General features: G+C 73.5%; 22 protein-coding genes. 5 read left to right on the plus strand and 17 right to left on the minus strand.

What is annotated here, in order from left to right:
* The gene (gene groES, locus IEX22_RS05340; RefSeq protein WP_188667174.1) at window positions 1-297 is read right to left on the minus strand and encodes a co-chaperone GroES; all 297 of its coding nucleotides are present in this window, start codon (window positions 295-297) and stop codon (window positions 1-3) included.
* 240 nt (window positions 298-537) lie between these two features.
* On the opposite strand from groES, the gene IEX22_RS05345 reads away from it, so the two are divergent.
* A complete protein-coding gene (locus IEX22_RS05345) occupies window positions 538-1,782 on the plus strand; it encodes a class I SAM-dependent methyltransferase (RefSeq protein WP_188667176.1) in 1,245 nt (414 codons plus the stop codon).
* Between the two features lie 169 nt (window positions 1,783-1,951).
* Window positions 1,952-3,100 carry a glutamate--cysteine ligase gene (locus IEX22_RS05350; RefSeq protein ID WP_188667177.1) on the plus strand — a complete coding sequence of 383 codons (1,149 nt, stop codon included), beginning with the start codon at window positions 1,952-1,954 and terminating at the stop codon, window positions 3,098-3,100.
* 87 nt (window positions 3,101-3,187) lie between these two features.
* On the opposite strand, the gene IEX22_RS05355 is transcribed toward IEX22_RS05350, so the two are convergent.
* Window positions 3,188-3,850, minus strand: coding sequence for a TetR/AcrR family transcriptional regulator (locus tag IEX22_RS05355; protein ID WP_188667179.1), 663 nt, complete (start codon window positions 3,848-3,850; stop codon window positions 3,188-3,190).
* 38 nt (window positions 3,851-3,888) lie between these two features.
* Here IEX22_RS05355 and IEX22_RS05360 point away from each other — a divergent pair, with 38 nt between their 5' ends.
* Window positions 3,889-5,130, plus strand: coding sequence for an MFS transporter (locus IEX22_RS05360; protein WP_188667181.1), 1,242 nt, complete (start codon window positions 3,889-3,891; stop codon window positions 5,128-5,130).
* A 10-nt stretch (window positions 5,131-5,140) separates the two neighbouring features.
* Here the strand turns inward: IEX22_RS05360 and IEX22_RS05365 are convergent, their stop codons facing one another.
* The 8 genes from IEX22_RS05365 to IEX22_RS05400 all read right to left on the minus strand — a co-directional run bounded on the left by IEX22_RS05365 (window position 5,141) and on the right by IEX22_RS05400 (window position 11,595).
* Window positions 5,141-5,710, minus strand: a complete 570-nt coding sequence (locus IEX22_RS05365) for a GNAT family N-acetyltransferase (protein WP_188667183.1) — start codon at window positions 5,708-5,710, stop codon at window positions 5,141-5,143.
* 27 nt (window positions 5,711-5,737) lie between these two features.
* Window positions 5,738-6,847: a tRNA (adenosine(37)-N6)-threonylcarbamoyltransferase complex transferase subunit TsaD gene (gene tsaD / locus IEX22_RS05370; protein WP_188667185.1), complete on the minus strand. Its 1,110-nt coding sequence runs from the start codon at window positions 6,845-6,847 to the stop codon at window positions 5,738-5,740.
* The gene (gene rimI, locus IEX22_RS05375; protein WP_188667187.1) at window positions 6,844-7,359 is read right to left on the minus strand and encodes a ribosomal protein S18-alanine N-acetyltransferase; all 516 of its coding nucleotides are present in this window, start codon (window positions 7,357-7,359) and stop codon (window positions 6,844-6,846) included. The genes tsaD and rimI overlap by 4 nt, the downstream gene beginning before the upstream one ends.
* Complete coding sequence (gene tsaB / locus IEX22_RS05380) at window positions 7,356-8,105, minus strand: tRNA (adenosine(37)-N6)-threonylcarbamoyltransferase complex dimerization subunit type 1 TsaB (RefSeq protein ID WP_188667188.1); 750 nt, start codon at window positions 8,103-8,105, stop codon at window positions 7,356-7,358. Before tsaB ends, rimI begins: the two co-directional genes overlap by 4 nt.
* 33 nt (window positions 8,106-8,138) lie before the next feature.
* Window positions 8,139-8,642 (minus strand): hypothetical protein, encoded by a 504-nt coding sequence (locus IEX22_RS05385; protein WP_229659791.1) that lies wholly within the window; start codon window positions 8,640-8,642, stop codon window positions 8,139-8,141.
* Window positions 8,643-8,649: 7 nt separating this feature from the next.
* Entirely contained in the window at window positions 8,650-9,177 is a 528-nt protein-coding gene (tsaE, locus tag IEX22_RS05390) for a tRNA (adenosine(37)-N6)-threonylcarbamoyltransferase complex ATPase subunit type 1 TsaE (protein WP_306464426.1), read from the minus strand.
* Window positions 9,174-10,400, minus strand: coding sequence for an alanine racemase (gene alr, locus IEX22_RS05395; RefSeq protein ID WP_188667198.1), 1,227 nt, complete (start codon window positions 10,398-10,400; stop codon window positions 9,174-9,176). The genes tsaE and alr overlap by 4 nt, the downstream gene beginning before the upstream one ends.
* 103 nt (window positions 10,401-10,503) lie before the next feature.
* Window positions 10,504-11,595, minus strand: coding sequence for a PfkB family carbohydrate kinase (locus IEX22_RS05400; RefSeq protein ID WP_188667200.1), 1,092 nt, complete (start codon window positions 11,593-11,595; stop codon window positions 10,504-10,506).
* 39 nt (window positions 11,596-11,634) lie between these two features.
* Between IEX22_RS05400 and IEX22_RS05405 the strand changes: the two genes are divergently transcribed.
* Window positions 11,635-13,023 (plus strand): family 4 glycosyl hydrolase, encoded by a 1,389-nt coding sequence (locus IEX22_RS05405; RefSeq protein WP_188667203.1) that lies wholly within the window; start codon window positions 11,635-11,637, stop codon window positions 13,021-13,023.
* 18 nt (window positions 13,024-13,041) lie between these two features.
* Here IEX22_RS05405 and IEX22_RS05410 read toward each other — a convergent pair whose 3' ends face one another.
* Genes IEX22_RS05410 through IEX22_RS05420 form a run of 3 tightly spaced genes read right to left on the minus strand, consistent with a single transcriptional unit; the run spans window position 13,042 to window position 16,188 of the window.
* Window positions 13,042-14,400, minus strand: coding sequence for an ABC transporter substrate-binding protein (locus IEX22_RS05410; RefSeq protein WP_188667205.1), 1,359 nt, complete (start codon window positions 14,398-14,400; stop codon window positions 13,042-13,044).
* A gap of 26 nt (window positions 14,401-14,426) precedes the next feature.
* Window positions 14,427-15,332 (minus strand): carbohydrate ABC transporter permease, encoded by a 906-nt coding sequence (locus IEX22_RS05415; RefSeq protein WP_188667207.1) that lies wholly within the window; start codon window positions 15,330-15,332, stop codon window positions 14,427-14,429.
* Entirely contained in the window at window positions 15,319-16,188 is an 870-nt protein-coding gene (locus IEX22_RS05420) for a carbohydrate ABC transporter permease (RefSeq protein ID WP_188667209.1), read from the minus strand. The genes IEX22_RS05415 and IEX22_RS05420 overlap by 14 nt, the downstream gene beginning before the upstream one ends.
* A 120-nt stretch (window positions 16,189-16,308) precedes the next feature.
* On the opposite strand from IEX22_RS05420, the gene IEX22_RS05425 reads away from it, so the two are divergent.
* Complete coding sequence (locus IEX22_RS05425) at window positions 16,309-17,493, plus strand: glycosyltransferase (protein WP_229659792.1); 1,185 nt, start codon at window positions 16,309-16,311, stop codon at window positions 17,491-17,493.
* Here the strand turns inward: IEX22_RS05425 and IEX22_RS05430 are convergent.
* From IEX22_RS05430 to treY, 4 genes are all read right to left on the minus strand, one after another.
* The gene (locus IEX22_RS05430) at window positions 17,480-18,553 is read right to left on the minus strand and encodes an inositol-3-phosphate synthase (RefSeq protein WP_188667211.1); all 1,074 of its coding nucleotides are present in this window, start codon (window positions 18,551-18,553) and stop codon (window positions 17,480-17,482) included. The two genes, IEX22_RS05425 and IEX22_RS05430, sit on opposite strands and share 14 nt — an antisense overlap.
* 513 nt (window positions 18,554-19,066) lie before the next feature.
* The gene (mgrA, locus tag IEX22_RS05435; protein WP_188667213.1) at window positions 19,067-20,104 is read right to left on the minus strand and encodes an L-glyceraldehyde 3-phosphate reductase; all 1,038 of its coding nucleotides are present in this window, start codon (window positions 20,102-20,104) and stop codon (window positions 19,067-19,069) included.
* A gap of 247 nt (window positions 20,105-20,351) precedes the next feature.
* A complete protein-coding gene (gene treZ, locus IEX22_RS05440; protein WP_188667215.1) occupies window positions 20,352-22,136 on the minus strand; it encodes a malto-oligosyltrehalose trehalohydrolase in 1,785 nt (594 codons plus the stop codon).
* Window positions 22,133-24,442, minus strand: a complete 2,310-nt coding sequence (treY, locus tag IEX22_RS05445; RefSeq protein ID WP_188667218.1) for a malto-oligosyltrehalose synthase — start codon at window positions 24,440-24,442, stop codon at window positions 22,133-22,135. The genes treZ and treY overlap by 4 nt, the downstream gene beginning before the upstream one ends.
* Between the last annotated feature and the right edge of the window lie 20 nt (window positions 24,443-24,462).

The raw sequence follows: 24,462 nt of genomic DNA on the forward strand, positions 1-24,462 counted from the left end.
TTACTTGGTGACGATCGCCAGCACGTCGCGGGCGGACAGCACGAGGTAGTCCTCGCCGCCGGCCTTGACCTCGGTGCCGCCGTACTTCGAGTAGAGGACGACATCGCCCTCGGCGACGTCGACCGGCACGCGGGTGCCGTTGTCGGTCACGCGACCCGGACCCACGGCGACGACCTTGCCCTCCTGGGGCTTCTCCTTGGCGGTGTCCGGGATGACCAGGCCGGAAGCGGTGGTCTGCTCGGCTTCGAGCGGCTGGACGACGATGCGATCCTCGAGGGGCTTGATGGAGACCGACACGCGGCACTCTCCTTCGCTAGTGGGCTGATACCTGTGCGCGTCCGCACGGACGCGCACGCTGATTCTCGCCCTCGGTCAGATGCCGGCCGTCGTCGCGGGTGCCGGCGGCACCGAGCCTGAGGGTCAGCACTCTCACACCGAGAGTGCCAGGATCGACTCTAGGCAGCCGCTGGCACTCGGTCAAGGCGAGTGCCAGCGATGTGACGGCGGCCGATCCGCTCGCTCGCTAGGCTGGTCGGCATGGCCTCCCCTGATGCCGGCTCCCCGTCGGCCATCGCCCCGCTGCTCACGCCGGCCGGGTGGGAGCTGCTGAACCGGGTCGGCCCCTACGACGAGGCCGAGGCCCTGACGCTGAACGAGGCGCTGCGCCGCGAGGGCCACCCGCCCGAACTCGTGGCCGCCGTGCTCAGCCAGGCGCGGTTGCGGGCTCGGGCCACCGCCAAGTTCGGCGAGTTCGCCCGCACCATGCTCTTCACCCCGGAGGGACTGGAGCAGGCCACCCGCCTCTCCGTCGCGGCCCTGCACGCCCAGCGGTACGTCACCGCGGGCCTGGGCAGGGTCGCGGATCTCGGGTGCGGCATCGGCGCGGACGCGATGGCGCTGGCTGCCCTGGACCGCGAGGTGACCGCCGTGGAACGGGACGAGACCACCGCGGCGGTCGCCACCCTGAACCTGATGCCGTGGCCGAACGCCCGGGTGGTGCAGGCCGACGCGACCGCGGTGGACCTGACCGCCGTCGACGGCGTCTGGCTCGACCCCGCCCGGCGGACCGGGCGCACCACCGGCACCGGCGGGGCGTCCCGGCGCCTGTTCGACCCGGAGGCGTTCTCACCGCCCTTCTCGTTCGTGACGTCCCTGGCCGCGGCCGGCACCCCGGTCGGTGTCAAGCTCGGCCCGGGTCTGGCCCACGACGACGTCCCGGCCGGCGCCGAGGCGCAGTGGGTGAGCGTGGACGGCGGCGTGGCCGAGGTCGCGCTGTGGTTCGGCCCGCTGCGCCGCCCCGACGTCACCCGCGCCGCCGTCGTGATGTCCGGCCACGGCGCCCCGGCCGAGCTGACCAGCCCCCACCCGTTCCGGCCGGACGCATACGACGGCGCGGTGGGTCCGGTCGGGACGTACGTGATCGAACCCGACGGGGCCGTGATCCGGGCGGGCCTGGTCACCGACCTGGCCCGGCTGCTGGATGCCCACCAGCTGAACGAGCAGATCGCCTACCTCAGCGCCGACACCCACGTGCCGACCCCGTTCGCGCGGGCGTACACGGTGCGGGAGGTGCTGCCGTTCCACGTCAAGACGCTGCGCGCCTGGGTGCGGGAGCACCGGGTCGGCACGCTGGAGATCAAGAAGCGCGGCATCTCCCAGACCCCGGAACAGGTGCGCCGCGAGCTGGCGCCCAAGGGGCCGGGCCGGGCGACCCTGATCCTCACGCGGATCGGCGCCACGGAGAAGCGGGTCGCCATCGTCGCCGACCCGGTGCCCCGCTGAGATCCTCCCGTTCACGACCGGCCGCCCCGGAGCGCACCCCGATGCGGCCCGTCTCACGCCGCAACCACCGCCGCGGGGCCGGGATGACGGCCTAGACTGACGGTTCGGCGCCCGGCCGGCGTCCGGCCCACCCCCACCCCGTCCCCGTTCCCGTCCTTGGAAGGACCCCATGCGCATCGACTTCGCCCGGTCCGAACAGTCCACCCTCGGGGTGGAGTGGGAGATCGGCCTGGTCGACGCCACGACGGGCGAACTGGTCTCCCGGGCCGACGAGGTGCTCGACGCCGTGCACCGGGAGGATCCCCGCTGGGCCGCCGACGACGACCACCCGCACATCGCCCGCGAACTGCTGCTCAACACCGTCGAACTCGTCACGGGCGTCTGCCACACGGTCGAGGAGGCGACGGCCGACCTGTCCCGGTCGCTGGAATCCGTGCGGGCGGTCACCGACCCGCGGGGCATCGAGCTGTTCTCCGCCGGCACCCATCCGTTCAGTCACTCGGGCAGCCAACCGGTGACGAACAAGGAGCGGTACGCCAAGCTGATCGACCGCACGCAATGGTGGGGCCGGCAGATGCTGATCTACGGGGTGCACGTGCACGTGGGGCTGGACCACCGGGACAAGGCCCTGCCGGTCGTGGACGGCCTGGTCAACTACTTCCCGCACCTGCAGGCCCTGTCCGCGTCCTCCCCGTTCTGGGACGGCGAGGACACCGGATACGCCTCGCAGCGCGCGCTGATCTTCCAGCAGCTGCCCGCGGCGGGCCTGCCGTACCACTTCGACGACTGGGCCGAGTACGAGCGGTACGCCGGGGACATGTTCACCACCGGGGTGATCGACGTGCTCAACGAGATCCGCTGGGACGTGCGTCCCTCCCCCACGCTCGGCACGGTGGAGATGCGCATCTGCGACGGCGTCTCCTCGCTGCGGGAGGTGGGTGCCATCGCCGCCCTCACCCAGTGCCTCGTGACGGAGCTCTCCGACCTGCTCGACGCCGGCGGATCCATTCCGGTGATGCCGCCGTGGCACCGCTCGGAGAACAAGTGGCGGGCGGCCCGGTACGGCCTGGAGGCCATCATCATCCTGGGCGCCGACTCGCGGGAACGGCTCGTCACGGACGAGCTGATGGACACGATCAACCGGCTCGAGCCGATCGCCGATCGCCTGGGCTGCCGGAACGAGCTGGCCGGCGTCGAGGACATCCTCCGCGACGGCGCCGGCTACCAGCGTCAGCGCCGGGTCGCCGAGGAGCACGCCGGGGACCTGCGCGCCGTGGTGCTCGACGCCGTGGCCCGGATGCGGCAGCCGGTCGCCTGATCGCGCAGCGATGCTGACCACCGGCACGAGTGCCGGCACCCCGACCACCTGAGGTGCCGCGCCCCGGTGCCGACGTCGCCGACCGCCTCACCTACGAGCGGGGACGGCCCCGCCGGTCGGACCCGGCGCGTCCGGACCGTCCTCTCCGGTGAGACGGGCGACCGCGGCGACGACGCTCGCCTCGTCCGGTCCGGCGCCGAGCGCCCGATGGATGGTCAGGCCCTCGATCAGCGCGTCGAGCCGGCGGGTCGTCTCCGGGGTGAAGTGCCGCCCGAGCGCCGCGCGACTGCGGCTCATCCAGGCGTCGGTCAATTGCCGGAAGTCCGGCCGGCGCGCGGCCAGGGTGTAGAGCTCGAGGGTGAGGACGAGGTCGCGCCGGTCGGCGAAGACGTCCCGGACGATGAGGTCGACGACGGCACGGCGGGCCTGTGCGGGCGTGGTGGCGGCGTCCATCCGCTGCTGGAACCGCGTCGCGACCGTGACGGAGAAGCGCGTGAACGCCGCCCGGAGCAGATCGTCCATGCCGTCGAAGTGGTACGTCATCGACCCCAGGGGCACGTCCGCGGCCGCGGCCACGCGGCGGTGGGACGTGCCGGCGACGCCGTCGGCCGCGATCACGTCCAGGCAGGCGTCGATGATGTGGTCGCGACGGCCGGGATCGGGCCGCCGGGCCGGCCGGCCGCTCGACCGGCCGCTCGACCGTCGGCCGGACCGCTCTCCGCGCGCGTCGATCCCGGCCCTCTCGCTCATGTGTACGATCGTACACCTGAGGGCGTACGATCGTCCTCATGCCCTCCGCCCGGTCCCTCTCCGCACCCGCGACGCCCCCCGCACCGCTGCGGCGCGCCCGTCTCGCCGTCGCCGCCCTGTTCCTGACCAATGGTGCGCTGTTCGCCAACCTGATCCCGCGCTACCCCGGCATCAAGTCCACGCTCGGCGCGGACAACGCCGTCTACGGGCTCGCGATCGCCGCCTTCCCGACCGGTGCGATCGTCGCCGGGCTCGCCGCGGCGCCGATCATCCGACGGCTCGGGTCCGCCCGCACCGCGGTCGTCGGCACGGTGCTCACCGCGGTGGGCACCGTGGCCGCGGCGTCGGCCCCGTCCCTGGCGGCGTTCGCGGTGACGCTGTTCCTCGCCGGTGCCGCCGACGCCGTGACCGACGTCGGGCAGAACACCCACGGCCTGCGGGTGCAGCGCCGGTACGGGCGCTCGATCATCAACTCCTTCCATGCCATCTGGTCGATCGGCGCGGTCATCGGCGGGTCCATGGCCGCCGGGGCCATCGCCCTCGGCCTGCCCGCGCCCGTGCACCTGGCGATCTCGGCGACCCTCTTCTCCGTGGTCGCGATCGTCGCGCTGCGGTTCTGCCTGCCCGGGCGGGACACCGACCCGGCTCCGGGCAACGGCACCGGGCTCGCCGGCGAAAGGACGGTGCGGCCGTCGCCGCGGCTGGTGCTGATCGTCGCCGCGCTGGTGCTGATCGCCATGGCCGGCACCCTGGTGGAGGACGCCGGGTCCACGTGGGGCGCCGTCTACCTCTCCGCGGACCTCGGTGCGCCGGCCGCGATCGCCGCCGCCGGGTTCGTCGCCCTTGTCGGCGCCCAGTTCGTCGGCCGGCTGCTCGGTGACCGGATGGTCGACCGGTTCGGGCAGCGGGCCGTGGCGCGCACGGGCGGGGCGGTCACCCTGGTCGGGATGGGCGTCGCCCTGCTCGTGCCGACGGTGCCCGGCACCATCGCCGGCTTCGCCGCGGCGGGTCTGGGCGTCGCGACGCTGGTGCCGGCCGCGATGCACGAGGCGGACGAGCTGCCGGGGCTGCGCGCGGGCACCGGCCTGACCGTCGTCTCGTGGCTGATGCGCCTCGGCTTCCTCGTCTCCCCGCCCGTCGTGGGGCTGGTGGCCGACCACGTGAGCCTGCGCGCGGGCCTGCTCGTCGTCCCGCTCGCCGGGCTGCTGGCGCTCCTGCTCGCCGGTGCCCTCGGCGGCCGCCGGCACGCCGCCGTCGAGACGGAGCCGGCCCGGGCGTGACGGCGCCGGCTCAGCCCGCCGGGTCCGCCTCGGTCGGGCGGTCGATCCGGAACAGCGCGCAGGTGGTGTCGTAGTAACGGCCGGTGATGCCCAGGCCGGTCATCCCGATCCGGCGGGCGACCCGCTGGGAGGCGGCGTTGTCGGGGTGGGTGACGGCGAGGACCTGGTCCAGTCCGTGGGCGAAGGCGTGTTCGAGGACGCGGGCGGCGGCCTCCGAGGCGTAGCCGTGGCCCCAGGCGTCCGGGTGCAGGTGCCACCCGATCTCGGTGTCCCCGGAGGGGGCCGGATCCGGCGAGGTCACCGGTGCGCCGGACGCCGGCAGGTCCTTCAGCAGCAGCGTTCCGTGCAACCGTCCGGTCGCCACGTCCTCGATCGCCCAGATGCCGTGCACCGGGTGATCCATGCCGGCGTACCGCTCGGCGCGCCGGACCGCCTCCGACCGGTCCGAAGCCACCCGGGGCCAGCGGCCGATGTACCGCATCACCTCCCAGCGCGAGTGCAGGTCGACCAGGAAATCGACGTCCGGCGCATCGGTGGTCCACCGGCGCAGCCGCAGGCGGGTGGTGCTCAGCTCCTCCATCGTGGTGCCTCCGTCTCCGCGGGCCGGTCAGGCCAGGGCGATGTCGCTGACGGGCTGGGACGAGTCGGCGCCGAAGCCGAGGCCGCTGGGGGCGGCGCCGGCGGCCACCAGCTGGGCGCCGAGGGCGGCCACCATCGCGCCGTTGTCGGTGCACAGGCGCAGCGGCGGGACGGTCAGCTCGATCCCGGCCTCGGCGCAACGGCTCGCGGTCAGGGCCCGCAGCCGGGAGTTGGCGGCGACCCCGCCACCGAGCAGCAGGGAGGTGATGCCGTGCTCGCGGCAGGCCAGGACGGCCTTGGCGGTGACGACGTCCGCGACCGCCTCCTGGAAGGACGCGGCGACGTCGGCGACGGGCACGGTCTCGTCCCGGGCGGCGAAACCCTCGACCACGCGCGCCACGGCGGTCTTCAGACCGGAGAAGGAGAAGTCGTACCGGTGGGCGCCGGGCGCCTCGGCGGAGCCGAGGTACTTGGCTGCGGTCAGGCCCCGCGGGAAGGCGAAGGCACGGGGATCCCCCCAGGCCGCGGCGGCGTCGATCGCGGGACCACCGGGGTAGGGCAGACCGAGGATCCGGGCCACCTTGTCGTAGGCCTCGCCGGCGGCGTCGTCGAGGGTGGCGCCGAGCAGTTCGACGTCGCTGGCGATCGACCGGACGCGCAGGATCTCGGTGTGGCCGCCGGAGACGAGCAGGGCGCCGAGGTTGTCGGGGAGGTGGTTCGCGGGGGGTTCGGGTGTGCCGGCGGGGCCGGCACCACCCTCGCCGTCGAGCAGGCCGACGCCCACGTGCGCCACCAGGTGGTTGACCGCGTACAGCGGCTTGCCGGTGGCCAGGGCGAGCGCCTTGGCCGCGCTGACGCCGACCATCAGGGCACCGGAGAGGCCGGGGCCGGAGGTGACGGCGATGGCGTCGACGTCGGCCAGCCCGACGCCGGCGGCGTCCAGGGCGGCGCGCAGCGTGGGCAGCATCGCGTCCAGGTGGGCGCGGGAGGCGATCTCCGGGATGACGCCGCCGAACCGGACGTGCTCGTCCATCGACGAGGAGACGGCGTTGGCCAGCAGCCGGGTGCCGGCGACGACGCCGACGCCCGTCTCGTCGCAGGACGACTCGATGCCGAGCACCAGGGGCCGGGCGGTCATGCGGTTCCTCCGGGCGGTCGTGGGGCGGAGGCGGCGTCCTCGGGCCGGCGCAGCTGCCGGCGCATGATCAGGGCGTCCACCCCGTCCCGGTAGTAACGGGGCCTGACGTGGATCTGCTCGAAGCCGAACCGGGCGTACAGCGCCTGGGCGCGCGGGTTGTCGCGCCGCACCTCGAGCAGGACGTCGTCGGCTCCGCGGCGGGCCGCCTCCTCGATCAGCGCGGTCAGCAGGGCCGTGCCGATGCCGGCGCCCTCGTGCTCGGGGGCGACGGCGATGGTCTGCACGTCCGCGATGGGCAGCACGCACATCAGGCCGGCGTACCCGACGACGGTTCCTCCCTCCGGGCCCTCCTCCTCGGCGACGAGGTACCAGCGGGTGTCGGTCTGGGCGAGCTCGTCGTGGAACATCTGCTCGGGCCACGCGTCGACGGGGAACATCCGCTGTTCCAGGGCGTGCACCGCGGGCAGGTCGGCGGCGGTCATGGCCCGCAGGGTCGCCTGCTGCCCGGTCATCGCCGCCCTCCCCCGCCGAGCGCCGGCTTCGGTGCGGCGGGGACCTTCGCGTCGGATTCCCGCAGGTACCGCGGGGCCGTGTCGGTCAGGCCCGCGGCGGCGGCGTCGTCCGGGCGACCACCGGCCCGGCGCAGCGCGGCGAGGGCGACCGTGCCGACGGCAGCGGCGTGCGGCTGCAGGTCGGGGTGGAGGGCGGCCCCGGCCAGCCGGTCCGCATAGAGCCCGGCACCGGCACCGTGCACGGGCAGCGGCGGCAGGGTGTCCGCGGCACCCACGTGGGGGCCGTTCAGGATCGTCACGTCGTGTGCCGCGCCGCCGGTTCCGACGCGGGCGTGCGCCCAGTACAGCTCGCGGCGGCGGGCATCGGTGGCGACGAGGTACTCGCCGGTGGCCCCGGCGTCGGCGGCCTGCGCGGCCAGGGCGTGCAGGCTCCCCACTCCCCAGCAGGGCACCCCCCACGCGAAGGCGAGGGCGCGGGCGGTCATGATGCCGGCGCGCAGTCCCGTGAAGGGACCGGGTCCGGTGCCGACGACGACGGCATCGGGTCGGGCGGGGCCCGACGTCGGCGCGAGGCGCTCGAGCAGGCCGGCGACGGCGGGGGCGAGCTGTTCGGCGTGGTGCCGGGTGTCGGCGGTCGACCATGCGGCCAGGACGGCGCCGACGGTGGCGGTGCCGTCGAGGAAGGCGGTGCCGTCCAGCAGAGCGGCGGAGGCACCCGCGGAGGTGTCCAGACTCAGCAACAGCACCACGACAGTCTACGCGGCGCGCGAACGTGCCGGTCAGCCGGCCCCGGGCCGGGCGCCGGGCGCGGAGGACCGCTCGGTCGTGTCGCCGCGGTCGACGGCGTCGGCGACCTCGTCGATCGCGGTGCGCACGCCGTCCCCGTAGGGGCCCTCCGGGAGGCGGGACGCGGCGGCCCGGGCCGCCGCCAGGTGCTCGCGCGCCGCGTCGACGTCGCCGAGCCGGCGATGGTCGTCGGCCGCGTTCAGGTGCAGCGAGGGGGCGAACGCGGCGATGTCGAGGCCGGCGTGGTGCCGGTGCGCCCGGTCCTCGGTCACGGCGTCGGCGGCGGCCAGGGCGCGCAGGTCCCAGTCGAGGGCCGAGGCGGGGTCGTCCATCAGGTCCGCGAGGAAGTGCGCGAGGGTGCACCGGTGCAGGGCGTCCCCGTCGGGCCCGAGCTCGGTCCAGAGCGACTCCAGGGCCCGTCGGGCGGCGGCCCGGTCGCCCGCCTGTCCCACCCCCACGGCGTGCAGGACGGCCGCCATCACGGGGTCCGCGGTCACAGCCGGCTCAGAGCTCCCGGCCCTGCCAGGCGGGACCGACGGCGACCGCGGTGATCGTGCGGGGTTCCTCGTCGTCCGCGTCGTCATCGCTGCCGGGGGTCGGCACGCCACCGACCTCCCGATCGAGCGTGATCACGAGCCGGGAGTCGCTGAGGTCCTCGGCCATGCCCTCGCCCCACTCGATCACCGTGACGGCGTCGTCGAGGCTCGATTCGAGGTCGAGGTCGACCAGTTCGGCGGCGGAGCCCAGCCGGTAGGCGTCGACGTGCACGAGATCGGGGCCGCCCGGCCGGGGACCCGACGCGAGGTTGGGGTGGATGCGCACCAGCACGAACGTCGGGGAGATGATGCCCGGCCGCACGCCGAGTCCCTCCCCCAGGCCCTGCGTGAAGGTGGTCTTCCCGGCGCCGAGGCCACCGCTGAGCAGCAGCACGTCACCGGCCCGCAGCGCGCGGCCGATCCGGCGGGCGAGCGCCTGGGTCTGCCCGGCGGAGCCGGTGACCCACTCCCGTGTCCACACCGGCGGCGCGCTCACCGGCCGGCCTCGTCGCCGCGGTAGACGCGCGGCACCCGGTCGCCGATGTGGGTGACGATCTCGTAGTTGATGGTCTGGGCGGCGTCGGCCCATTCCTCCACGGCAGGGGCACCCGTCGCGGGATCGCCGAACAGGACGGCGTCGGTGCCGAGCAGCGCGGCCGGGTCGGCGGGGACGGGGTCCACCAGGTCGACGACGAACTGGTCCATGGCGATGCGGCCGGCCACCCGGTGCCGGTGGCCGCCGACGAGCACGGGCGCGTCCGCCGCGATCCGGGGCACGCCGTCCGCGTAGCCGAGCGGCACCAGCGCCAGCGCCGAGGCGGCACCGGTGCGGTAGCGCAGGCCGTAGGAGACGCCCTGCCCGGCCGGCACGTGCTTGACGTTGGCGACGGCGGCCCGCAGCGTCATCGCCGGGGCCAGCCCGAGGTCGGCGCTGGTGACGCCGGGCAACGGGGACAGCCCGTACAGGGACACCCCGGCCCGGACCAGGTCGAAGTGGGTGTCCGGGCGGGTGAGGATCGCCGGGGAGTTGGCCAGGTGGCGGGCCTCGAGCCGGGCGCCGGCGTCCTCGGCGACGGCGACGGCGGCCCGGAACGCAGCGACCTGGGCGTCGGTCTCGGGCCGGTCGGGTTCGTCGGCGACGGCGAGGTGGGAGAACACCCCGACCAGCCGCACCCGGCCCGCGGCCTCGTGCTCGAGCGCGGCGCGGACCAGGCCGGGCCACTGCTCGGCGGTGCAGCCGTTGCGCCCGAGCCCGGTATCGATCTTCAGGTGCACGCGGGCGGTGCGCCCCGCGGCCGCGGCCGCCGCGGCGATGGGCTCCAGCTCCCAGCCGGAGACCCCGAGGTCGATCCCGGCGCCGACGGCGGCGGCGAAGTCGGTGCCGGGGGTGTGCAGCCAGGCGAGCACCGGGGCGTCGATGCCGGCGCGGCGCAGGGTCAGCGCCTCGGAGACGTGCGCGACGCCCAGCCAGTCGGCGCCGGCGTCGAGCGCGGCGGTGGCGACCGGGAGCATGCCGTGCCCGTACGCGTCGGCCTTGACGACGGCCATCAGGGCGGCGGGGGCGACCCGGGCGCGCAGCGCGCCCACGTTGTGCGCAATGGCGGCCAGGTCGATGACGGCGGAGCGTTCGGCGGCCCGCGGGTCGACGGCCGGCGCGGCGTCGGTGGGGGTGGGCGCGGGGCTTCCCGCGGTCTCGGTCCGGTCGGTCACGCCCGTCATTCTCCCATCCCCTCCCCCGCCAGCTCGTCAATAGATGCTCACCGGAGCCCCGAATCGGGCCGGATGGTGCATCTGGTGACGAGCTGGCACAGGCGGGGGCGCGTCAGGCGTCGGAGAGCCGGCCGATCGTCGCGGTGGCCCGCCGAACGGCGCCGGGCGGCACATCGGCGATCAGCTCCTCGAGGAACCGGTACCGCCGCAGCCAGTGCCGGCTCACGCCGGGCCGCTCGTCGGCGACCCCGTGCCACCAGTCCGCGATGTCGCCCCAACCCGGCGCTGCGAGCGAGCCGCCCACCTGCTGCACGGACAGCGACGCACAGAGGTTGGCGAAGCCGAGCCGGTCCGCCAGCGGCCAACCCGCGAGGGTCCCGACGAGGAACGCGGCGCTGAAGCTGTCCCCCGCGCCCGTCGGGTCCCACGCGGTGACGGGCAGGGCGGGCGCCCACTCCTCCTCCCCGGTGATGGCGTCGATCGCCAGCGCCCCCTGCGAGCCGTGGGTGACGACGGCGATGGGCACCCGGTCCGCGAGCGCGTAGAGCGCGGCCCACGGGTCCTCGGTGCGGGTCAGCGCCATCGCCTCGGCGGCGTTGGGCACGAAGGCGTGGAAGTGCCGGAGGTTCTCGAGCACCGTGGCCGACCAGTCGCCCGTCGGATCCCAGCCGACGTGCCCGAACAGGGGGGTACCGGCGTCGGCGGCGGCGAGCGCCCACGGCTCGACGGCCTCCCGGACGGGCACCATCGCGGCCCGCGCGGTCGGCGGGTCGCCCATCAGCGCCGAGTCGGGGACCGGGCCCGGGTGTCCGTGACTGATCATCGACCGGTCCCGGTTGATCGAGAGCGAGACGGTCACCGGCGAGTGCCAGTGGGGGAAGCGCCGCGACCGGGACAGGTCGACGCGTTCCTGGTCCGCGAGGATCGCCCAGGTGAACTCGCCGTAGCCGTCGTCGCCGAAGGCGGCCGCCAGGGAGGTGTTCAGCCCCAGCCGGCTGGCGGCGATCGCCTGGTTCGCGACACCGCCGGGGCTGGTCCCCATCCCGTCGGCCCACACCTCGGTGCCGTCGGCGGGCGGCCCGTTCAGCCCGGTGAAGATGATGTCGGTGAACACCCACCCCGAGAGCAGCAGATCGAAGGCCGGGGCGGCGTCACCCTCGGCGTCGCGCAGCCGCGCGAGCGGGTCGAACCGGCCCTGACTCATGCACGGCAGGGTACGGCAGGGTGGGGCACAATACGAGCCATGCGCCTGTGCATCCTCGGCGGCGGTGGTTTCCGGGTTCCCCTCGTGTACCGGGCACTGTGCCGCGGCCGGTACGCCGGTCTCGTGGACGACCTGGTGCTGCACGACGTGGACCCGGTCCGGCTGGCCGGGATCGCGGCGGTCCTGGCGGACCTGCCGGGCGCGCACGACGCCGCCGCGCCCGCGGCGCCGCGGGTCAGCACGACGACGGACCTGACGGCGGCGCTGACGGGGGCCGACGTGGTGTTCGCGGCCCTGCGTCCGGGCGGCACGCACGGCCGGGTCCTGGACGAGCGGATCGCGATGGCGCACGGCCTGCTCGGCCAGGAGACGGTCGGGGCCGGCGGGCTGTCCTACGCGCTGCGCTCGGTGCCGGTGATGCGGCAGATCGCACTCACCCTCGCGGAGGTGAATCCGGGGGCATGGCTGATCGACTTCACCAACCCGGCCGGCATCGTCACCGAGGCCTTGGCGCCGCTGCTCGGCGAGCGGGTGATCGGCATCTGCGACTCCCCGATCGGCCTGGTCCGCCGCGCCGCGGCCGCCACCGGGATGCGTCTGCCCGTCGGGTCGCCGCCCCTCGGCTCCCTGGCGGGGGTGGACTACGTGGGCCTGAACCACCTGGGCTGGCTGCGGGGGCTGCGGGAACCGGACGGCACCGACCGGCTGCCGGCCCTGCTGGCCGACCCCGAGGCGCTGTTCTCCTTCGAGGAGGGCCGCATGTTCGGCCCGGAGCTGCTCGGCGTGCTCGGTGCCCTGCCGAACGAGTACCTCTTCTACTACTACTTCGCCCGGGAGGCGGTCACGGCGCTGGCCGGCTCCCGGCGGACCCGCGGTGAGACCATCGAGGCCGCACAGCGGGACCTCTACCCCGCGCTGGCCACCGCCCCGGACCCGGCGACCCGCTGGGAGGCGGCCCGGCGGGCGCGGGAGGAGGGCTATCTCGCCGAGGCGCGCACGGACGGCGAGGAGCGCGACGAGGCGGATCTGGCCGGCGGCGGGTACGAGCAGGTGGCCCTCGCCGCGATGGCGGCCGTGCTCACGGGCGAGCCGGTCGAACTGATCGTCAACGTGCGCAACGACGCCGCCGGGACGTCCGCGGTCGCCGGGCTGCCGCCGGACGCGGTGGTGGAGGTGCCCTGCCGCGTCGACGGCCGCGGCGCGGTGCCGCTGCGCACCGGCGTCGAGCCCACCACGCACCAGCTCGGCCTGCTCGCCGCCGTCAAGGCCGTGGAGCGTGAGGTGGTCGCCGCGGTCACCGGGCACGACCGGGACGCCGCGGTGCGCGCGTTCGCCCTGCACCCGCTGATCGACTCGGCGCACGTCGCGCGCCGGGTGCTGGCCGACTACGAGGCGGCGTTCGGTGCCCTGCCCCGGCTGTGGTCGTGAGCCGGGGCAGGGCCGGGTTCACCCCTGCCCGGCCGCCTTGTTGGCGGCGGCCTCCGCCGCGTCCAGCCCCGAGGCGACGTCCCGCCGGCCGAGGAAGATCTCGTTGAAGATCGGATGGAACGCGGCCTGCGCGGCCTGGAACTTCGCGTTCGACGGCGCCTGGATGACGTCGCCCTCGGCGGCCTTCGCGAACGGCGTCGGATCGACGCCCTTGCCCTTCCAGTAGGCGTTGAACGAGTCCTGGGCCGACTTCACCGCCGGCAGGGCCGCGCCCTCGGCGCCGATGAACCGCGAGCCCTCGGCCGAGCCGAGCCACTGCAGCACCTTGATGGTGGCGTCCTGGTGCGCGGACTTCGCATTGCCGACGGCCACCACGGAGTTCACCACGGAGACGGCGCCCTTCGGGCCGGCCGGCAGCGGGGCGATGCCCCAGTCGAAGGTCGCGCCGTCGGAGACGTTCTTGAGGTTGTACAGGCCCGACTGGAACAGCGCCATCTTGCCCTGCAGGAACTGGTCGCGGGCGAAGTCGCCGTTGTCGTTGGTGTTCGCCGCGGACGGGGCCACCTTGTGCTTGGTGATCAGGTCGACGATGTACTGGAACGCCTGGGTGCTCTCGTCCGAGGCGAACGCGAACCTGTCCCCGTCCTCGAACTTCCCTCCGTTGGAGCCGATGAAGTTGTAGTAGATCGCCTGCAGGTCCTGGGAGGCGTTGTAGCCCCACTGGGTCACCTTGCCGGCGTCGAAGCCGGGCTGGTCCGCGGTCCTGCCGGCGGCATCCTTCGTCAGCTTCTTCGTGGCCGCGACGAGGGTGTCCTTCGACGCGTCCGGGTTCCACGTCAGCGTCGAGACGTCGACCCCGGCCTGCTGGACGAGCTTCTTGTTGTAGTAGACGGCGATGCCGCCGTCGGTCAGCTGGGGCACCCCCCACAGCTTGCCCTGGTAGGTGTACTGCTGCACCGAGGAGTCGACCCAGTCCTTCTTCTCGCTGTCGAACGCGGTCCCGATCTCCATCAGGTTGCCGCTGTCGGCGTAGGCCTTGAAGTTGGAGGCGTTCATCAGGCTGATGTCGTCGGCATTGCCGCCGGAGACGTCGGCGCGCAGCTTGTCCCAGTAGTTCGCCCACGGCACGAGCACCGTCTTGACGGTGATGTCCGGATTCTTCGCGCTGAACTCCTTGAAGGACGCGTCGTACGCCTTCTGCACCTGGTTGTCCCAGAGCCGGACGGTGACGGTGGTCTTCTGCCCGGAGGCGCCGGAGGACGCACTGCCGCCGCCACCGCCGTCGTTCGCGGCCGGGGAGCATCCCGTGAGGGCGAGCACGGCGCCCGCCGCGACCGCGACGAGGCCGGTGAGCCGGGAGCGTGAGAAGAGGGCCATGGGGGGACCTTTCGGGGAGAGGAGGATCAGCGGAAGCCGGTGATCGCGATGGAGGAGATGATGTGCCGCTGGAAGATCGCGTAGAGGATCAGCAGCGGAGCCATGGCCATGGTCGTGGCCGCCATGACCAGCGTCCAGTTGCCGTTGTACTGCGTCTGCAGGTTCGACGTCGCCACCGTGAGGGTCTGCCATGTCGGTCCGGTGGTGATGATGAGCGGCCACAGGAAGGTGTTCCAGTGGGTGACGACGGTGATGATCGCCAGGGTCGCCAGGATGCCCCGGGAGAGGGGCACGACGATGGAGACGAGGATCCGCAGGGTGCCCGCCCCGTCCAGCCGGGCGGCGTCGATGATGTCCTGCGGGATGGACCGGAAGTACTCGCGCAGCAGGAAGATGGCGTACGGGGAGCCGAACAGGAACGGCAGCACGAGCGCCCAGAAGGTGTTGCGGAGGCCGAGCTGGCTGAACAGCGTGTAGAGCGGGATCACGGTGACGACCTGCGGGATCATCAGCGTCGCGAGGTAGACCCAGAACAGGCCGTCGCGGAACGGGAACTCGACGCGGGCGAAGGCGTACGCGGCGAGCACCGAGAAGACGAGCTGGCCGACGAGGACGAGCACCACGACCTGCGCGGTCACGGCGATCGGCGCGATGAAGCTGTAGTCCGCGGTGAACAGGGCGGTGAAGTTCTCCAGGGTCACCGGCGATGGCGGGGCGAGCGCCGACTCGCTGGCGAACTGGCGCGGCGTCTTCAGCGCCGTCATCACGCTGAGCACGAAGGGTCCGACGGTGATCAGGAACCCCGCGATCAGCACCACGTAGGCGAGCACCGTTCCGGCGGCACTGCCCCGCCGGACGGGACGGTTCCGCGTCACGGGGTCGGCGCCGGGCGTCGGCGGCGGCAGCGTCGCGAGCCGTTCAGGAGAGGTCATAGGTGATCCTGGAGCGGAAGTAGCGCTGCTGCGCGAGGGTGATGACGACGAGGACGACGAACAGCAGCAGGGCCATCACCGACGCGCGGCCGAGGTCGGCGGAGCCGCGGAACGCCTCGTCGTAGATGCGGGTGGCGATGACGTCGGTGGTGCCCTGGGGGCCGCCGTTCGGGGTCAGCGCATAGATCTGGTCGAACGCCTGGAAGCTCGCGATGACGCCGGTGACGAGGACGAAGAACATGGTGGGGCGCAGCAGCGGCAGCTTCACCCGCCAGAAGATCTGCCACGCCGTCGCTCCGTCGACCCGGGCCGCGTCGATCAGGGTGGCGGGGATCGCCGCCAGGCCGGCGATGAAGAAGAGGGTCACGTACCCGACCTGGGACCAGATGCTGACGGCGGCCACCGCGGGCAGCGCCAGCACCGGGCTGGAGAGCCACTCCACGTACACGCCCGTGATCGCGTTGAGCGCGCCGTCGGACGGGGAGAAGATCCACCGCCACACCACGCCGAGGGCCAGCGGGGCGCACATCCAGGGGATGACGTAGATGACCCGCAGGAACGCCGAGCCGGGCAGGCCTCGGGACAGCAGCGTGGCCAGCAGCAGGCCCAGCGCCGTCTGCAGCGGGATGACGAGCAGCACGAACAGCAGGGAGATCAGCGCGGAGCGGCCGAACGCCGGGTCGGTCAGCACGGAGGCCCAGTTGTCTAGACCCACGAACTGCGGCGGGAAGAGCAGATCCCACTGCTGCAGGCTGAGCCAGACGACGACGGCGATGGGCACCAGCAGGAACGCGATGATCCCGATCAGGCTGGGGGCCAGCAGCGCGTACCCGGTCGCCGTCTCCCGTCGCGCCATCGACCCCTCCTCCCTGATCAGCATGCTGGTGCACGGTCGTCACGGCCGTGATCGCAGGATAGTCCGCACCCCTGACGATGGAAGAATGTCCGTGACCTCGTTCGCATTCCCAGGAGAGCCGTGACCGCATCCGCCCGCGTGGGCATGGTGTGCCTGCACACCTGCCCCTTCGAGCAACCCGGTGCCGGGGACGCGGGCGGCATGAACGTGTACGTCCGGCAGCTGGCGCGTGCCCTGGTGCGCCGGGACTGGACGGTGCACATCACGACGATCGGCACCCTCGGGCGGCGCGAGGTGGAGCCGGGCATCGTCGTCGACCACGTCGACGTCGGGCCGCCCCGGACCAAGGAGGCCCTCGCGGCGGCGCTGCCGACGGTGACCGAGCGGCTCCTCGCCCACGCCACCGACGAGGTCGACCTGCTGCACGCCCACTACTGGCTGTCCGGGGTGGTGGGACTGGGGCTGGCCGCGGCCCGCCGGGTGCCGCTGGTGCACACCATGCACACGATGGCGCTGGTCAAGAACGCCCACCGCGGTCCCGCGCAGCCGCCCGAGCCGGAGCAGCGGGTGCGCGCCGAACGCCGGATCGCGGCCGAGGCGGACCGGCTGCTGGCCAACGGGTCCAGCGAGGCGGCGGACCTGGCCCACCACTACGGCGCCGACCCGGACCGGGTCGACGTGGTGGCCCCGGGCGTGGACCTCACGGTCTTCCGGCCGGACGGGCCGGTCGACGGGGGCGGGCGGCCGGGCGGGCTGCGGGTGGTGCTGGCCGGGCGGATGCAGCGGCACAAGGGACCGCAGGTGCTGCTGCACGCCGTCGCCCGGTTGCGGGCGGAGCGCCCGGACATCGCGCTGGACGTGCGGGTGATCGGAGCGGCGAGCGGCGCGGACCTGGACCTGCCGGCCCTGGTCGCGTCGTTGGGCCTCGGGGACGTGGTGCGGCTGGAGCCGCCGATGCCCCCGCGCCGGCTGGCTGCGGCGTTCCGGGCGGCGGACGTCGTCGTCATGCCCTCGGCCCACGAGTCGTTCGGGCTGGTGGCCCTCGAGGCGCAGGCGTGCGGCACCCCGGTGATCGCCACCGACGCCGGTGGCCTGGCGGAGGCCGTGCGCGACGGCGAGACGGGCATCCTGGTGCCGGGCCGGGAGCCGGCGGACTGGGCCGACGCCCTCGCCCGGCTGCACGACGACCCGGCGGAGCGGGCCGCCCTCGCGACAGGGGCCGCCGTGCACGCCCGGGCCTTCACCTGGGACAGCACGGCGGCCCTCACCGAGGACGCCTACCGGCGGGCGCTCAGCCGCGGATGAACGCCTCGACCGCGGCGCGACCGGCCTCGTCCGGCAGCTGCTGCGGCGGGGACTTCATGAAGTAGGTGGACGCAGCCATCACGGGACCACCCTCGCCACGGTCCTGGGCGATCTTCGCGGCCCGCACCGCGTCGATGATCACGCCGGCGGAGTTCGGGGAGTCCCACACCTCGAGCTTGTACTCGATCGAGACGGGCACGTCGCCGAAGTTGCGACCCTCGATGCGCACGAACGCCCACTTCCGGTCGTCCAGCCACTGCACGTAGTCGCTGGGACCGATGTGCACGTCCCGCTCGGCGAGGTCCGCGTCGATGTTGGAGGTGACGGCGCGGGTCTTGGAGATCTTCTTGGACTGCAGCCGGTCCCGCTCCAGCATGTTCTTGAAGTCCATGTTGCCGCCGACGTTGAGCTGGTAGGTGCGGTCGACGGTGACGCCGCGCTCCTCGAACAGCCGGGCGAGCGAGCGGTGGGTGATGGTGGCACCGATCTGGCTCTTGATGTCGTCGCCGACGATGGGCACGCCCGCGTCGCGGAACTTCTGCGCCCACTCCTCGGTGGAGGCGATGAACACCGGCAGGGCGTTGACGAAGGCGACCTTCGCGTCGATCGCGGCCTGCGCGTAGAACTTCGCGGCCTCCTCGGAACCGACCGGCAGGTAGCAGACCAGCACGTCGGCCTCGGCCTCCCTGAGGGCGGCGACGACGTCGACGGGCTCGCGCGGGGACTCATCGATGGTCTCGCGGTAGTACTTGCCCAGGCCGTCCAGGGTGGGCCCGCGCTGCACCTCGACCCCGCTGGTGGGCACGTCGCAGATCTTGATGGTGTTGTTCTGGGAGGCCTCGATCGCCTCGGCGAGGTCCTTGCCGACCTTGACGTCGTCGACGTCGAACGCGGCCACGAACTCGAGGTCGCCGACGTGGTAGTCGCCGAACTGCACGTGCATCAGGCCGGGCACGGTCTCGGCCGGGTCGGCGTCCCGGTAGTAGTGGACGCCCTGCACGAGGGAGGACGCGCAGTTGCCGACGCCGGCGATGGCCACGCGGATGGGGTGACGGGACACGGGGCAGTACTCCTTCGGTGAAACGGGAAGCCGGCGTCCGGCACGCGGACGCGGGGCTGGTGGTGCGAGCCGCCGGGCTCACCAGGGGCGGCAGCGGACATCAGCCCACTCTAGCGAGGCGAACGGAGTGCCGGACGCGGCCGACAGCGCGTCACCCCCGTGACCCGGATCACCCGTCTGGCCGCGGCGTCCCGCCTTCCCGGCCCGGCAGCGAGGACCCCGCAGGCGCGACCACGCCGCAGCAGTGCCCGACGACGGCGGCGCCGCAGCCGAGCCCGGATACGACCCGCGGCGACCGGGCCCCACTGCGAGAGCACGAGCAAACTCCACCTCAACCGCAGCCGAGCCCGGATACGACCCGCGGCGATCGGGCCCCACTGCGTGAGCACGAGCAACTCCGCCTCAACCGCAGCCGAGCCCGGATACGACCCGCGGCGATCGGGCCAGCGCAGCAGAGCCCCATCGCCGGGAGCAGCGACCGGGCTCTCCTGCGGGCCGGGGTCGTGCCGACCGTCAGCGGGACATGCCCCAGATGTTGATGCCGGCGTCCACGGCGTGCCGGTCGATCCGGGTGAGCTCCTCGTCGGTGAAGGCGAGGTCGCCCAGGGCGGCGAGGCTGTCGTGGAGCTGGTCGACGCTGGAGGCGCCGATCAGGGCGCTGGTGACGGTGCGCGGGCCCTGCTCGCGCAGCACCCAGGCGATCGCCATCTGGGCGAGGGACTGGCCGCGTTCGGCGGCCAGGTCGTTCAGCGCCCGTACGTGCTTGATCGTCTCCGGGGTGAGCCAGTCCGGGTTCAGGGATTTGCCGGCGGCGGCCCGGGAGCCGGCGGGGACACCGTCGAGGTACTTGTCGGTGAGCATGCCCTGGGCCAGCGGGGAGAAGGCGATGGAGCCGACGCCCTCGTCGCCGAGCACGTCGAGCAGGGCGGGCTCGCCGTCCTCCACCCAGCGGTTGAGCAGCGAGTAGGAGGGCTGGTGGATGACGAGCGGCGTGCCGAGGTCCTTCAGGATGCGGACGGCCTGCGTCGTCTGCTCGGCGGTGTAGGAGGAGATGCCGGCGTAGAGGGCCTTGCCGGAGCGGACGGCGGAGTCCAGCGCGCCGAGCGTCTCCTCCATCGGGGTGTCCGGGTCGGGGCGGTGGCTGTAGAAGATGTCGACGTGGTCCAGGCCCATCCGGGACAGGGAGGCGTCCAGGCTCTGCAGGAGGTACTTGCGGGAGCCCCACTCCCCGTAGGGACCGGGCTGCATGCGGTAGCCGGCCTTGGTGGAGATGACCAGCTCCTCGCGGTACGCGGCGAAGTCCTCGGCGAGGATGCGCCCGGCGTTGACCTCCGCGCTGCCCGCGGGCGGACCGTAGTTGTTGGCCAGGTCGAAGTGCGTGATGCCGGCGTCGAAGGCGGCCCGGAGGATGTCCCGCTGGGTCTGCAGCGGATTGTCGTCACCGAAGTTGTGCCACAGCCCGAGGCTGATCGCGGGCAGCTTCAGGCCGGAGCGGCCGAGCCGCCGGTAGGGCATCGTGTCGTAGCGGTTCTCGGAAGCGGAGTACACCATGGCCTCATCGTGCCACGGGCTCCGACGGTACGTGCCGGCCACAGCGACCGTTGCCACGCTGTGCGGAAGGTGCGCCGGGTTCCGCCGGCACCGTCACGGCCGTCGGCACCGTCACGGCCGTCCGCGACGCCGACCGCCGGCACCGTCACGGCCGCCGGCGACGCCGAGTGTGCGGGCGACGCAGGCAAACCGGCGGTTTGCGCGCGTCAACCGCACAGTCGGGACCGAAGACGGCTCGAGGAGAGCCTCAGACGCTCGCGCGCAGCACCAGGGCCGACGATGCCGGCATCCGGGCGGAGCCGTCGGACGGCCGGGACGGCGACTCGACCGTCGAGAGCAGCACCTCGTCGACGCTGCCCACCGGCACCGCCCGAGGCGAATCGGACAGGTTCACCGCGACGACCACGTCGCCCGCGCCGGCGAGACCGGCTCGTCGCAGCACGATCCACCGCTCCTCCTCGGAGAAGTCGACGGCGATCGAGCGGAAGTCCGGCTGCGTGAGCTCCGGCGTCGAGTGCCGCAGGGCGATCAGCGACCGGTACAGCCCCAGCAGCCGCGCGTGCTCACCCGAACCCACCTCGGACCAGTCCAGCTTCGAGTTCGTGAACGTGCTCGGGTCCTGGGGGTCGGGCACGGTGGACTCGTCCCAGCCCATCTTCCCGAACTCGCCGATCCGGCCCGTCGAGACGGCCTCGCCGAGCTCCTTCTCCGGGTGGGCGGTGAAGAACTGCCACGGCGTGGACGCGCCCCACTCCTCCCCCATGAACAGCATCGGCGTGAACGGCGCCGTCAGGTTGAGCACGGCCGCGACGGCGAGCCGGTCGTACGGCAGGGTCGCCGAGAGCCGGTCCCCGGCCGCCCGGTTGCCCACCTGGTCGTGGTTCTGGATGCAGGTGACCAGCCGCCAGGTCGGCGTCGTGAACGGGTCGATCGGCCGCCCGTGGTGGCGGCCCCGGAACGTCGAGAGGGTCCCGTCGTGGAAGAAGCCCCCGCGCAGCACCTTGGCCAGGGCCGAAAGCGGCGCGAAGTCCGCGTAGTAGCCGACGGTCTCCCCCGTGACCGCGGTGTGCACGGCATGGTGGAAGTCGTCGCTCCACTGGCCGGCGCAGCCGAGGCCGTTGGCCGCACGCGGGGTGATCATCCGCGGGTCGTTCAGGTCGGACTCGGCGACGGCGAACAGCGGCCGCCCGGTCGCGGCGCCGATCTCGTCGACCACCCGGGTGATGTCCTCGAGCAGGTGCACCGCCCGCCGGTCCTCGAGGGCGTGCACGGCGTCGAGCCGGAGCCCGTCCACGTGGTAGTCCCCCAGCCACATGGCCACGTTGTCGAGGATGTAGGCCCGCACCTCGTCGGAGCTCTCCCCGTCGAGGTTGATGGAGTCGCCCCACGGGTTCACGGCGGAGGAGTGCAGGTAGGGTCCGAACCGCCCGAGGTAGTTCCCGGACGGGCCAAGGTGGTTGTAGACGACGTCCTGCACGACGGCGAGGCCGCGGGCGTGGGCGGCGTCGACGAAGCGCTGGTAGGCCGCCGGCCCGCCGTAGCTCTCCGCGACGGTGAACCAGGCGACGCCGTCGTAGCCCCAGTTGTGCTCGCCGTTGAAGCCGTTGACCGGCAGCAACTCGACGGCGTCGACGCCGAGCTCGACGAGGTGGTCGAGCCGTCCGATCGCCGCGTCGAGCGTGCCCTCGGGCGTGAAGGTGCCCAGGTGCAGCTCGTAGAGCACGGACCCGGCCAGCTGCCGCCCCGTCCACGTGGCGTCGGTCCAGGCGAACGACGACGGGTCCACGGTGCGGGAGAGCCCGTGCACCCCGTCGGGCTGGCGGCGCGAGCGCGGGTCGGGCAGCACCGTCGTGTCGTCGTCGAGCAGATAGCCGTAGTCGACCTCGCCGGTCGGGGCGCTCGCCTCGTCGACGGTCCACCAGCCCGGACCCGCGCCGGCGGAAGCGCGCCGCATCGGCAGGTCGCGACCGTCCGCGCGCAGCGTCACCCGCTCGGCGGCGGGTGCCCAGAGATCGAATCGGTTCCGGCTCATGCGGGGTCTCCTCCGGTGGGCAGCAGCAGGGCGACGCCCAGGTCGCCGAGGATGTCGGCGGCACGCACCCGACCGGCGGGCACGGCCCGCCCGGTCAACGCGTCCGCGGTGGGAGCGGCGAGGGAGATCGTCGTCTCCCCGAGACCGCCGCGGGCGGCCAGCCCGACGGGCAGGCGGGTGGCGACGGTGACGGCACCGGGCGCCTCCCCGCCACGGTCGAACGCGATCACGTGCGCGGCCGCCGGCCCGCTGACGGTGACCGGCCGGTACGCGGTGAACAGCTCGGGCCGGTCGCGCCGGGCGTGCAGCGCGGCCCGGACGACGTGCAGCTTCGCGACCCCCACCGGCCCGATCTCGGGCTGCGGGTCGAACTCGAGCTCGGCCAGGGCCGTCGCCCGCGAGGCGTAGTCCACCGGCCGCCGGTTGTCCGGATCGACCAGGGAGAAGTCCCAGAACTCGGTGCCCTGATAGACATCGGGAACGCCGGGCATGGTCAGCTGGATCAGCTTCGCCGCCAGGGAGTTGCGGTACCCCGGTCCCTCGATCAGCCCGACGAGGTCCTCGATCACCCGGGTCACCTCGCGGCGGTCGTGGGCGGCGTCGACGGCGGCCGTCAGGGCGGCCTCGAACGCCTCGTTCTGGTCCGTCCAGGTGGTGCTGGTGCCGGCCTCTCGGGCAGCCTTGAGCACGTAGTCCTTGAGCCGTTCGCGACTGATGGGCCAGGCGCCCACCGCGGCCTGCCAGACGAGGTTGGCGATCGGGGCGTCAGGGATCGGGGCCAGCTCCTGCAGCCGCGCGAACGTGCGCGCCCAGCGGTCCGGGAGCTCGGAGAGCACGGAGATCCGGGCCCGCGTGTCCTCGCTGCGCTTGGTGTCGTGGGTGGTCAGGGCGCTCATCGCGTCCGGCCACGCGGAGGCCCGCTCGGCCATCTTCTGGTGGAACGCATCGATGCCGATGCTGAACACGGACGGGTCCGCCCCGACCTCGGTCAGCGACGTCAGACGCGTGTACCGGTAGAACGCCGTGTCCTCGACGCCCTTGGCCATCACCATGCCGGACGTCTGCTGGAACCGCTGCGCCACCGGCCGGGTCTCGTCCTGCAGGACGCCGACCAGGACGTCGACGGCGGCGGCGAGGTCCGGCCGGTGGTCCACGGCCAGGTGCGCCGCCTCGTGCAGGTGGGCGGCCCCGTCCTCGGGCAGGTAGCTGCGGTACACGGGGAAGCACGCGAGCAGCTCCGCCAGGGCGTCCTGCGCGGTGGCCTCGTCCAGCCCGATGTCCCCGGGCAGCTCGCGCACCAGGCGCCGGGTCTCGGCCAGCAGTGTCCCGTCGGCGAAGTCCCGCTTCGTGCCGTGGATCAGCTGCGCCCAGTCGACGCCGCCGGTGACGGCGTCGAGCCCGGCCTCCCCGGCCGGGTCGGTGAACAGCCGGTCGACGTCGGCGAGCGCGTCGTACCCGGTGGTGCCCGCGGTCGCCCAGCCGGACGGCAACCGCTCGCCCGGTTCGAGGATCTTCTCCACCAGCACGTACACCCCGCCGGTCGCGTCGGCCAGGGCGTCGAGGTAGCCGGCGGGGTCGCGGAGCCCGTCCGGGTGGTCGATCCGCAGCCCGTCGACCAGGCCATCGGTCACCCAGCGGCGGATCTCGGTGTGCGAGGCGTCGAACACCTCGGCGTCCTCGACCCGCACGCCGGCCAGCGTCGCGATGGAGAAGAAGCGCCGGTAGTTCAGTTCCGCGTCGCCGCGCCGCCAGTCGGCCAGCTCGTAGTGCTGCCGGGTGTGGACCGTGGCCGCGTCCGCCCCGTCGTCGGCGGTGCCGGCGGCCACGGGGAACCGGTGGTCGTAGTAGGCCAGCTGACCGTCGACCAGCTGGAGCTGCTCGACGTCCGCGGCGGACCCGAGCACGGGCAGCAGCAGGCGCCCGTCGTTGGCGTCCCAGTCGATGTCGAAGGCGCGTGCGTACGGGGACGCCGGTCCCTCGGCGAGCACCGACCACCACCAGGGGTTGTCGGCCGGGGTGGCCACCCCCTGGTGGTTGGGCACGATGTCGACGAGGACGCCCATGCCGGCGTCGTGGGCGGCGGTGGCGAGCGCCTCGAGGGCAGCGGCACCGCCCCGGGACTCGTCCACGATGGTCGGGTCCGTCACGTCGTACCCGTGCGTGGACCCCTTCTCCGCGGTCAGGATCGGGGACAGGTAGATCCAGTCCACGCCGAGCTGCGTCAGGTAGCGCAGCTGCGCGGTCGCGTCGGTGAGGGTGAACCCCTCGTGGATCTGCAGGCGGTAGGTCGAGCGTGGAGTTCTCATGGCCTCACGAGGGTCGGGGC

It is taken from the genome of Tersicoccus solisilvae (assembly GCF_014643255.1).
Lineage (GTDB): Bacteria > Actinomycetota > Actinomycetes > Actinomycetales > Micrococcaceae > Tersicoccus > Tersicoccus solisilvae.

Excerpts from the sequence above, each read along its gene's own strand:
- IEX22_RS05345 (WP_188667176.1), top strand. The coding sequence starts at position 538 with ATGGCCTCCCCTGATGCCGGCTCCCCGTCGGCCATCGCCCCGCTGCTC.
- IEX22_RS05350 (WP_188667177.1), top strand. The coding sequence starts at position 1,952 with ATGCGCATCGACTTCGCCCGGTCCGAACAGTCCACCCTCGGGGTGGAG.
- IEX22_RS05355 (WP_188667179.1), bottom strand. The coding sequence starts at position 3,850 with ATGAGCGAGAGGGCCGGGATCGACGCGCGCGGAGAGCGGTCCGGCCGA.
- IEX22_RS05360 (WP_188667181.1), top strand. The coding sequence starts at position 3,889 with ATGCCCTCCGCCCGGTCCCTCTCCGCACCCGCGACGCCCCCCGCACCG.
- IEX22_RS05365 (WP_188667183.1), bottom strand. The coding sequence starts at position 5,710 with ATGGAGGAGCTGAGCACCACCCGCCTGCGGCTGCGCCGGTGGACCACC.
- tsaD (WP_188667185.1), bottom strand. The coding sequence starts at position 6,847 with ATGACCGCCCGGCCCCTGGTGCTCGGCATCGAGTCGTCCTGCGACGAG.
- rimI (WP_188667187.1), bottom strand. The coding sequence starts at position 7,359 with ATGACCGGGCAGCAGGCGACCCTGCGGGCCATGACCGCCGCCGACCTG.
- alr (WP_188667198.1), bottom strand. The coding sequence starts at position 10,400 with ATGACGGGCGTGACCGACCGGACCGAGACCGCGGGAAGCCCCGCGCCC.
- IEX22_RS05400 (WP_188667200.1), bottom strand. The coding sequence starts at position 11,595 with ATGAGTCAGGGCCGGTTCGACCCGCTCGCGCGGCTGCGCGACGCCGAG.
- IEX22_RS05405 (WP_188667203.1), top strand. The coding sequence starts at position 11,635 with ATGCGCCTGTGCATCCTCGGCGGCGGTGGTTTCCGGGTTCCCCTCGTG.
- IEX22_RS05410 (WP_188667205.1), bottom strand. The coding sequence starts at position 14,400 with ATGGCCCTCTTCTCACGCTCCCGGCTCACCGGCCTCGTCGCGGTCGCG.
- IEX22_RS05415 (WP_188667207.1), bottom strand. The coding sequence starts at position 15,332 with ATGACCTCTCCTGAACGGCTCGCGACGCTGCCGCCGCCGACGCCCGGC.
- IEX22_RS05420 (WP_188667209.1), bottom strand. The coding sequence starts at position 16,188 with ATGGCGCGACGGGAGACGGCGACCGGGTACGCGCTGCTGGCCCCCAGC.
- mgrA (WP_188667213.1), bottom strand. The coding sequence starts at position 20,104 with ATGGTGTACTCCGCTTCCGAGAACCGCTACGACACGATGCCCTACCGG.
- treZ (WP_188667215.1), bottom strand. The coding sequence starts at position 22,136 with ATGAGCCGGAACCGATTCGATCTCTGGGCACCCGCCGCCGAGCGGGTG.
- treY (WP_188667218.1), bottom strand. The coding sequence starts at position 24,442 with ATGAGAACTCCACGCTCGACCTACCGCCTGCAGATCCACGAGGGGTTC.